At 66.1% G+C, this 8,544-nt stretch carries 6 protein-coding genes; 1 reads left to right on the top strand and 5 read right to left on the bottom strand.

From position 1 onward, the window contains the following. The 4 genes from ligD to ACWIE7_RS17815 all read right to left on the bottom strand — a co-directional run. A partial coding sequence (gene ligD / locus ACWIE7_RS17830) for a non-homologous end-joining DNA ligase (protein WP_454070146.1) occupies positions 1-708 on the bottom strand: 708 nt, incomplete at its 3' end. A 704-nt stretch (positions 709-1,412) separates the two neighbouring features. Beyond that, positions 1,413-3,596 (bottom strand): Ig-like domain repeat protein, encoded by a 2,184-nt coding sequence (locus ACWIE7_RS17825; RefSeq protein ID WP_454070145.1) that lies wholly within the window; start codon positions 3,594-3,596, stop codon positions 1,413-1,415. Between the two features lie 37 nt (positions 3,597-3,633). Next, a complete protein-coding gene (locus tag ACWIE7_RS17820) occupies positions 3,634-4,875 on the bottom strand; it encodes an Ig-like domain-containing protein (RefSeq protein WP_454070144.1) in 1,242 nt (413 codons plus the stop codon). A 28-nt stretch (positions 4,876-4,903) separates the two neighbouring features. Beyond that, complete coding sequence (locus ACWIE7_RS17815; protein WP_454070143.1) at positions 4,904-6,115, bottom strand: Ig-like domain-containing protein; 1,212 nt, start codon at positions 6,113-6,115, stop codon at positions 4,904-4,906. Positions 6,116-6,271: 156 nt separating this feature from the next. On the opposite strand from ACWIE7_RS17815, the gene ku reads away from it, so the two are divergent. After that, entirely contained in the window at positions 6,272-7,405 is a 1,134-nt protein-coding gene (gene ku / locus ACWIE7_RS17810) for a non-homologous end joining protein Ku (RefSeq protein WP_454070142.1), read from the top strand. A 448-nt stretch (positions 7,406-7,853) separates the two neighbouring features. On the opposite strand, the gene ACWIE7_RS17805 is transcribed toward ku, so the two are convergent. Continuing rightward, on the bottom strand, positions 7,854-8,231 hold the full coding sequence (locus ACWIE7_RS17805) for a PH domain-containing protein (protein WP_043565875.1): 378 nt from the start codon (positions 8,229-8,231) through the stop codon (positions 7,854-7,856). Positions 8,232-8,544 lie beyond the last annotated feature (313 nt).

The following is an 8,544-nucleotide window of genomic DNA, read 5'->3' as shown; positions in this document are numbered from 1 at the left end:
GGCGCCGCTGTTCTGGCTCCAGTCCACGAACACCTTGCCCGAGCGGATCGAGCGCTTCATGGTGGCGGTGACCAGGTCGGGCGTCTGCTTCTCCAATGACTGCGCGATCTGCTTGGCCACGGCGGCGGCGCTCTTGGACGTCACCGCCCGGTCCAGGCGGGCGTAGAGGTGGATGCCCTTGGAGCCGCTGGTCACGGGGAATGCGTCCAGCCCGGCCTCGGAGAGGAGGTCGCGGACGCGCAGGGCCACCTTCGCCGTGGTGTCGAGATCCACGTCCTCGCCGGGGTCCAGGTCGATGACGATGCGCCGTGTGCGCCCGGGCTCGGCGTTCTCGAGGGTCCACTGCGGCACGTGCAGTTCGAGGGAGGCCTGCTGCGCGAACCACGCCAGCGTCACGGGGGAGTCGAGCACCGGGTAGCGAACGGTGCGCGAGGAATGCTCGATGGCGACCCGCGGTACCCAGTCGGGCGCGTGCTGGGGGAGATTCTTCTCGAAGAACGACTTGTCGTCTGTGCCATCGGGCCAGCGCTTGCGGGTGACCGGCCGGCGGCCGGCGTATGTCATGAGCAGCGGCGCGACGGCCAGGTAGTACTCCAGCACCTCGGCCTTGGTGGTGCCGGTGGTCTCGTAGAGCACCTTGTCGGGATGGGTGAAGCGCACGGTCTGCCCGTCGACCTCCACCGATTCCTTTTGCCCCTTGCTAGCCATGGCCCCACTCTCGCATCTGCGTCCGACGCCGGCGACCGGCTCGGGAAGCCGGATCAGCGATCAGCCGATCGTGAACCCAAGTTTGTCGGCGGGTGAGACGACCAGATCGCGCAGTTCGGCGTGCTGGAGGGGCGCTCGAATTCGAACGTGGCGGTGGCGAACGCGTCTGCAGCCAGCGAAAACAGCACGACCGAGGATTTAGGCCCGTAGCTGGATCGGTAGAGGACGCCGTCGAGTTCGGGGTCCGCGGCGCCAAGTGCTCGAGCCTAGAGTGGAGAGATCGCGTGCTGTTCGTACGACAGCCCGTCGTGCCCGCTCGCACCACCCAAGTCGATCTCGCGGTCAGGTCGAGCCAGTCGCGGACCGACCATCCGTCGAGCTCGTCGCGGGGGATGGTGAGGAACCAGTACGCCGACTCCCCGCCCTAGCAGGCTGGGCACGCCGACGGTCACCGCCCCCACGGCCACCCGCTGCCCGACCTCCGCGGGAACCCGCCGCGCCACCAGGCCATCGATCACCATGCCGAGCGGCGCATGACGGCCGACGCCGCCACGAAAAGTGGCACGACGTCGGCGGGCATGGGGACAGTTTTTCAGGCGACTTCGACGGGACCGTCATCCGCTCGGAGCCGGTGATGTGGCCACAAACGGACGACGCCGCCGACCCGGACGGGATCGGCGGCGTCGACCGCTATCGCACCGGTGTCAGCGGGTGAACTGACCAGTGCTACCGACAAGCGCGTTGAGACTGCCGAGGTTCAGAGTGGCCATCCAGTCGCTGGAACCGCCCATCGATCCGAGCGATCCGAGGTCTAGCGAGCCCGTCACCGGGTCGATGACGATGGTCGTCTCGACCTCACTGGACGAGTACCGATTGGCGTCCTTCGGTGTGAACACCGCAGCCGCCGGGTACTCGCCGTACTCGGTGAAGGTGTGCTCGACAACGGCCACACCGTCGACTACATCGACGACGTACTCGTGTCCGTCGATGGTGAAGGTGACGGTCCCTTCCGCGCCAGCTGGGGCGACGGATGCGGTCAGCGCCGTGGGCTCGTCCAGGACGACGGCGTCGCCCACCGCGATCGACAGCTTCGTGGTCTCGGCGGTCACGGAGACGCTCTCGGTGTCCGAGCTGGTGGTGTACCGGTCCGGGTTGGTCGGCACGAAGGTGGCGGTTAAGGTCGCGTCGGTGGGCGCGTCGAGCGTGAACTCAGCAGTAGCGACACCGCCGACGAGTGGAATCGTCTGGGTCTGACCGTCGACGACGAACTCGACGTCGCCCACGGCATCTGCCGGAGCGACCCGCGCGGTCACCGAGAGCGTGTCTCCGGAGATGATCTTGACCGCATCAAGCTCGAGGTCGGTCTCGGTGGCTTCCACCTGGACGGTCGCAATGGCCTGGCCGGTGCTGGATGCGTATCGATTGGCGTCGGCGGGGGTGAACTCCGCAGTTACCGGTACCTCGCCCGTGGCGTTGAACTGGTGGACTGCGGTCGCCTCTCCGTCGATCACGTCGACCGTGTACTCATTACCTTCGACGGTGAAAGTGACCGTTCCGGAGGCAGCAGCCGGGGTTACGGTTGCTCGCAGCGTGCTGTCCTCACCAACACGTGAGATCTCCGGCGTGACTGCGACGGAGGTTGCCGTTCGTTCACTGCTCACCGTGACAGTCTCGGTGTCGGTTGAGCTGGTGTATCGCTCCGGGTTCGCGGGGATGAAGGTCGCGGTCACGGCCGCGTTTTCCGGGATGTCGAGCGTGAACTCGGCGATCGCGGACCCGGCCGCAACCGGCACGGTCTGAGATTGGTCGCCGACGGTGAACTCGACCGCTCCCTCGGCGTCTGCCGGGGTGACGTTGGCTGTGGCCGAGATCGTGTCGCCGGAGATGATCTCTACTGCGTCCAACTCGAGGTTTGTCTGGGTGGCCTCTGCTTCGACCCGGACGGTTCCAGTGGCTGTAGAAGCGCGCCATTGGGTGGTATTCGAAGGCGTGAAGGTCGCCGTAACCGGCTTGTTGCCGGCCGTAGCGAAGGTCATTGAGGTAGTGGCGACACCGTTGACGACAGGAGCGGTCTGGCTCTGGCCGACCGCGGCAAACGTCATGGTGCCTGCCGGGGTGTTGGAGCCGGCCGCAGCGGAAACCGTCGCCGAGAGATCGACCGGTTCGCCGACCCGAGCGACCGCCGGTGGAATCGAAACGCGCGTATGCGAGTTGACCGCGCCGAGCGTGAATGACTCGATACCGGCTGTCGACCGCGTTGCTGGGGCCGAGGGAGAGGGGAAGATTCGAGACTCCATCAGGCGAGCACCCGCGCGGTAGCTGGTTCCGCCTCGTGCGTCGTGGGGGATGTTGAACGAGATCCAACCACTGCGGGAATCCTGTCCTCGTACAAACGCGGGCCCGAGATCCGCGACGTTTCTGACCAGGTCACTGACCTCCGTGATGTTGCTGAGATTCGCCGAGAGTCCGCCGGTAAAGTTTCCGCCCTGCTCCCAGTTCCCGGGGGAGTAGATCTGGCCTCCAGACGCCCGGTAGGTCAGTCCTGCAGGCGCGTCGATTCCGTAGAAGAGCAGCGCGGTGTAGTTCGGAGTTTTGACCTCGGGCAACCAGGACACCGGTCGACTGACAGTGTCTCTGGCCTGAGTGTTGGCGGCGGTGATGTCGTACCGGACGTGACCGCCGGGCCGGAGGTCACTCTGAGATTGGTTGACCGTGATGGTGGTGCGGAAGTTGCCGAGGGTGGCCGTCCCGGCGTTGGCGGTGCCCGCTCCAAGGCTGGGTAGAACACCTAAGACCAGAACGACCGCCGCTGTCAGCGCGATGGCGGCTCGAACCTGCCAGTCAGGCGATGGGCGCGCACTCAGCGCGCTTGAAGGTGTGCGGGACAATTGTTGCTCCTATAAGCGTGGGTACGAGTCCGGTGAGTCAGCTGCCGAGGCTGCCCGTGAGGCTTCCGAGAGGCCCGGGCTCCGGCTCAGGGAAGACCGGGTCGACGGGTTCTTCTGGCTCGGGTTCGATGACGACCTCGCCGGGAACCGTGACCTCAACGGTCCTCGGCTCCGACTCGGACGAAAGGTACTCGGCATCTCCGACATACCGAGCCGTGATCTGATGCGTCCCGCGGTCGCGGAACCGCCAGACGAGTTCAGCGGTGCCGTCCTCGCCAACCGTGGCCTGACCGATGAGGTCCTCGCCGTCGTAGAACTCGACCGTGCCCCGCCCGGGGTTGGGCGTCACCTCGGCGGTGATGGCCACCTCGTCGCCGGTGAGGGCTTCGAGCTGGACCTCGACGTCGGTGGCGGTCTGGTAGACGCTGTGGACGCGGGTCGTTGACAGCGCCTGGCGTCCCAGCCCGGTGGCCGAGCAATAGTTCGCGTGGCCGATGGTGGCCTGGAGGTTGTACCCGAACGCGCCCACAGAGTAGCTGTTGTACTCGGTGAGGAAGCCCATGCTCGTTTCCTGCCCGGCCGCGGGCGCCGCAGGCCCGGTGCGCAGGCCGGTCGTCACGGTGGCTCCGTCCTCGGCGGTCAGGGTCAGCTCGATCGCGGGCAGTCGGAACTGTCGGTTGGCATCGGTGCTCAGAGCCTCTCCCCACCCGCCTCCGTTGTTGATGGTCCGATCCCACGCCGGCCGATTGTGAACGGTCTGGTTACCTGCCGACACCCTGAGGTAAGCGCCCGTCGCCGACTGCTGGCCGGCTGCATTGATGCGAGTCAGGGTAGGGACGCCGGAGAGACCTTGCGCGGTTCCGGGAACCACGCGAGAGTTGACGAGGGTGGCGCCAGCCGGGACTCGGAAGTCGTAGTGGAGTCGCGAGACCTCGCGATCTCGGGTCATCACGCCCGGCTGTAGGCGGACGGTGAACTCGGTGCCGGGCTCGACGCGTTCTGGGGCGGTGACGGAAACGGTATCTGTGACTTCGCTCGTGTTGTAGGTGGTGGTCGAGATGAGCGGACGCAGGATGTCTGCGATCCAGCTCGGTATCCAGCTCGGCGGGTCCCGGAGCACCTCATCAGGATTGGGGTACGGCACCCCGACACACGAGTGCGTGACGGGAACCTGGCGTGTTTCTCCCTCTTGCGCGGACGCGGCAGGGGAGAGGGTGGTGAGTAGCCCGGCGGCGAGGACGGGGATTGCGAGTGCGGTACCGAGTCGACGAGTCGTCATCGGTCAGCTCCTTCGAAGTGGGGGAGTGTCAGGACGCGGAGAGGCTGCCGAAGATGGACGAGAGTGATCCGCCGGTGGGCTCGGTCGGAGTCGGATCTGCCGGTTCTTCCGGGTCGGTGGGGTCGGGTTCGGGTCCGACAACCGTGAGGACGTGGACGCTGGACAGGGGTGCGTTGGTTCCGTCGGCGTCGGTGTATTCGGCGGCGATGAGCTTGGTGCCGGCGACGTTGAAGGTCATGTCCAGGCGCGCGATCCCGCGAACGAGTGGGCGCGGGTCTCCGACGGGCGCGCCATCGGCGTAGAACTGCACGGTTCCACCGTCGAGCCCCGTGACGCTCTCGTCGTCCTCAGCCACCCCGACGTGTGCTGCGATGGCCGCCGGCTCGCCGAGGTCGGTGGAGGCCGGCGCTTCGACGCGGGTGATGATCGAGCCGGGGTCGACTGGTCCCGGCTCGGCCACGTCGATCGTCTTGAGGGCGCCGTCGTTGATCGGTGCGTCGACTGCGCTGCGCGGCTGGCAGGTGACCGGCGCGTACACCGTGCCGACGATGGGCACACTGGCCCGGGCGAGGAGGCTGATGAACGATTCGTCGGTGCCGAACACGCCGGCTTGGCCGGCGGTGCGGATGCCCGGCTCGATGACACCCGGTTCATCGGCTTGGAAGACGAGTCGCAGCTGCGGGAAGGTCAGGGTCGTCTCGGCGCCGTCGGACGGGCGGGCCGCCATGCCGCCGGGCGCGCGGCGCGACACATTGGGGCCGTTGCCGATGGTCTGGTTTCCGCCGGACAGGCGGAGATAGTCACCGGAGGTCGACGGCACACCGTTCTCGTCGACTCGGATGACGCTGGGGGTTACCCCGGCAGTGAAGGAGCCCGGATCGAGAACCTGGGCGCTGACGAACTCCGCGTTGTCTGGAACTTCGAGGTCGAGCTTGATTCGGGAGATGTCGGTGGCGCTGATGCCCTCGAACGACGTTGGGACTGTCACCCCGTCCACCTGGAGGTCGACGGTGAAGACCTCGCCGGCCTCGACCTGATCAGGGGCCGTGACCTGGATGGCGGCTTCGGTCGTCACCGTCAGTGGGTCGACGAGTGAGGTACTGGGTGTCACCTCGCACGTGATGTCGAAGGTCTCGGTGGTGGTGACGGGAGGCGTGGCCGCGCTGGTCACCGCGGGCATCAGGGCGGGAATGAGCAGCAGGCTGCCCAGCACACTTGCGGATCTGATGGGTGGCTTCATGTGAGTCTCCGTAGGCGTCGCCGGATGAGAGTTGGGTAAGAGGGTAAGCGAGCACTGAGAACATCGCATCCGAGCGGTCGGGCCGTTACCCGCCCCGCTCAGCCACCGCCCCGGCGTCCGGCTGCCGAGCCCCCACATCTGTCGCATACTCCCTATATGCGATCCATCTGGAAGGGCGAGGTCTCCTTCGGCCTGGTGAACGTGCCGGTCAAGGTCTACGCGGCGACGGAGGACCACGATCTGCGGGCGCGGCAGGTCGACAAGAACGACGGCGTGCGGATCCGCTACAAGCGGGTGCGTGACGACAACGGCGAGGAGGTCGAGTACGGCGACATCGCCAAGGCGTACGAGTCCGACGAGGGCGAGATGGTGATCCTCACCCAGGAGGACCTGGCCAGCCTGCCCGTCGAGCAGAACCACGAGATCGAGGTCACCGAGTTCGTGCCCGCCGATCAGGTGGACCCGGTGGCTTTCGACAACGCCTATTTCCTGGAACCGGCGTCGCGCTCGAACCGCGCGTACATCCTCATGCGCGAGGCTCTGGAATCCACCGACCGGCTGGCGATCTGCACGTTCACGCTGCGTAACCGGACCCGCCTGTGTGCTCTACGCGTGTATAAGGACGTGTTGATGCTGCAGACGCTGCTGTGGCCGGACGAGATCCGCCCGGCGATCCTCGAGGGTCTGGACAAGGAGGCCAAGGTACGGCCGCAGGAGGTCAAGATGGCGGCGTCGCTCATCGAGACCATGGCGGCGGACTTCGAGCCGGAGAAATACGAGGATGACTACCAGAACCAGCTCAAGGAACTCATCGAGGCCAAGGCCGCCGGTGGTGAGGCGTTCACGGTGGAGGAGCGGGAGAGCTCCGACGACGACGGGGATGACGAGGTCGCCGACCTCCTCGCCGCCCTGCGCGCGAGTGTGAAGGACCGGGGCGGTAAGGCGGACGACGCCGACGACCAGGACGACGAGGAGGACGACGACGAGGACTCCGGCTCCGCCAACAAGACCACCAGAAAGAAGAGCGGGAGTAGCGCGGCGAAGAAGACCCCAGCCAAGAAGACTGCCGGGAAGAAGGCGCCCGCCAAAAAGGCCGCGGCGAAGAAGTCGACTGCCAAGAAGTCGACGTCCTCCAATTCGGACTCCGGCAGCTCCGGCTCGGGCGCCGCGAGGAAGTCGACAGGCTCAAAATCCACGGCCAAGAAGGCAACGGCGAAGAAGGCAACGGCGAAGAAGGCAACGGCGAAGAAGTCGACGGCCCGCAAGACGCCGGCCAAAAAGTCGGCCTGACCCTGCGGCCGGTCAACTTTTCTGCGGGCAATCGCGCACTTCCGGCTACTGGTCGAGATCGACGGTCGGGCGGGTCAGTTCGTGTGCGGGCGGAACCTCGCCCTGGTTACCCCAGCCGCCGCCTGCGCGAGCGTTGATGTACTTGTCGGCCTGGCGAGGCTTCATGTCGACGGTGTGGCCTCTACTCCGCTTCGCTGCGAGAACCCACCCGGTCGAGGCAAGGCGCGCAATCGTGCACGCCTTGTTGGGCCTTCCATTGTGGCGGTCGATGGCGGCCTCGACGCGCTTAAGGCTGGTTGAGATGCCCCACGGTTTCGATCCGGGGCTGGAGTAGTGCTCGAATGAGGGCCACCAGCCCCACACTGTGCCGTCAGGCTGGGCGGGTTCGGCCGATGGGGCGGATGGCGTGGTCATGTCAGCAGTGTGTCATTCGCATCCGACAGAACACCTAGCCGTTGAGGACGACATGCGCGATGAGGTGGTCGAGCTTCCGAATATCGACGCCTCGGTTCAAGTTGATCTTGATGTGGCCGGCCCGAGTCCAGAGCTCGAGTTCGGAGTTGAAGTCGAGCATTCGTCCCGCGTTCTCGGACGACCACATGTTGATCGCGTTGTACGGCAGCGAGTAGATCTCGACCTTCTTCCCGGTGAGCCCCTGCGCGTCCCGCACGATGAGGCGTTTGGTGGTGAAGATCGCGGAGTCGCGGAACGTCTTATATGCGGCGATCGGCTGCTCACCCTGCACGAGCAATGGCCCGATATCGTCCGGAATCGGGCATTCGGCGACGAAAGTCCACGCGGCAATGTTGGCGACAGCAGAGGTCAAAGCAGATCCGATCTTTTGGCGGCAGTCGTGCACGAATAGCGATGTTGCTCGGGATCGTAAGCGCCGCTCCGGCGTTGCGAGCCGCTATTCGGGGCAACCGACCGGGTGATCGAGGCGTGAGCGGCGACCGGTGCACCTCGCCGCTCGTGAGGAGCAAGCTGGACGCCATGCCCTCCATCAGCAGCCCCGCCACCCTCGAATCCGCTGTCTCGGACCGCCTCCCGTGGCTCCGCGACCTCTATCGTCACTTCCACTGCCGCCCGGAGCTCAGCATGGCCGACCACGCGACGGCGAGCCGGATCGAGCAGGAGCT

The sequence above is a fragment of the Dietzia sp. NPDC055343 genome, from assembly GCF_053645265.1.
This window is presented reverse-complemented; position numbering and strand designations above follow the sequence as displayed.